This is a genomic window from Actinosynnema sp. NPDC023658 (assembly GCF_040639995.1).
Lineage (GTDB): Bacteria > Actinomycetota > Actinomycetes > Mycobacteriales > Pseudonocardiaceae > Actinosynnema.
Genome location: NZ_JBFAAX010001452.1, coordinates 1 through 1,114, shown reverse-complemented (window position 1 = coordinate 1,114; position 1,114 = coordinate 1). Strand labels below are relative to the sequence as shown.

The following is a 1,114-nucleotide window of genomic DNA, read 5'->3' as shown; positions in this document are numbered from 1 at the left end:
CTGGTCGCGTTTGCGCTGGGAATAGGCCCTGCTGGTCGGGTCGGGGAGGGCGGCGAACGCGACCAGGGCAAGAAACACAACGCCGCTCTGATCTGCCTGGCCCGGCGCCGCTGCGACGAGCTGTTCGCCATGCTCCGACACAAGACCTACTACCGGCACCCCGAGCCCGCTCCAGCCCCGACCGCGGCTTGACAACCACATAGGGACACCCCCCGAACGGTCCCGGAGGAGGGTCGCCGGCAGCGGCACGGCGGTGCCCTGTCGCGTGCCGCACGCCGTGCTCGCGAAGCGGCCGGAGGGGGTGGGACCGCTGCCGGGACTGCGGACGACCGCGAAAGCATCAGCGCCTGAAGCATTGTGCGATCGCGCGGTCGCTCCGGTCGCGCAATACCGAACGAAGTCCATTACTTCGGACTTCCGCGCGGGTGGCATCCGTTGGAGTTGTGCGTGGTCCGTACGCCAGTGGAATTGCTCTGCCGGGGTGCATGACGGGTCTTGGCGCGGCATGTATAAATTCAGGGACCATCCGCTGCCGCTGGTGGACCACTGGTTGTCGATGCGATATCAGGGTTGCCCCCGGTCTTGTTGCCGTCGAAAAAGTCGGTGTGCCACCCCGCTGTCGAACCGACTGTGCGCCGTTCGTCGCACGTATTTGATTTCCTGATTGCAGCAGGCGGATTTCCTGATTGCGGAAGACGGGAGAACGACGGGATGTCGGTGGCCGGGACCAGCGTGCGGAGACAGCGGGACTTCCGGCTGTTCTGGCTCGGTGGCGCGGCTGCCCTGCTCGGCTCGCACGCCTCGGCGCTGGTGCTGCCGGTGCTGGTCCTGCTGCTCGGCGGCTCGCCGGTGACGGCGGGGGTCCTGGGCACGGTGGTCGGGTTGGCCGAGGTGCTGACCTCACCGGCGGCGGGCGTCTACGCGGACCGCGTGCCGCGCCGGCCGATGATGGTGCTCTCCGCCCTGGTCGCGGCCTGCGCGGCGACGGTGATCGCGCTCGTGGTGCTCACGGGTCGGGCGTCGTTGCCGGTGCTGTTCGCCGCCGGGGTCGTGGAAGGCGCGGCCACCGCCTGCTACGCGGCCGCCGCGTCGGGCGCCATCCGCGCGATCCTGC

General features: G+C 69.5%; 1 protein-coding gene and 1 pseudogene. Both read left to right on the top strand.

The window, feature by feature from the left end:
- Positions 1-192, top strand: a pseudogene (locus AB0G02_RS41750) (IS110 family transposase); the annotation flags it as partial.
- A 540-nt stretch (positions 193-732) separates the two neighbouring features.
- Positions 733-1,114: MFS transporter (locus tag AB0G02_RS41745; protein ID WP_360806582.1), on the top strand; the 382-nt coding region annotated here is incomplete at its 3' end.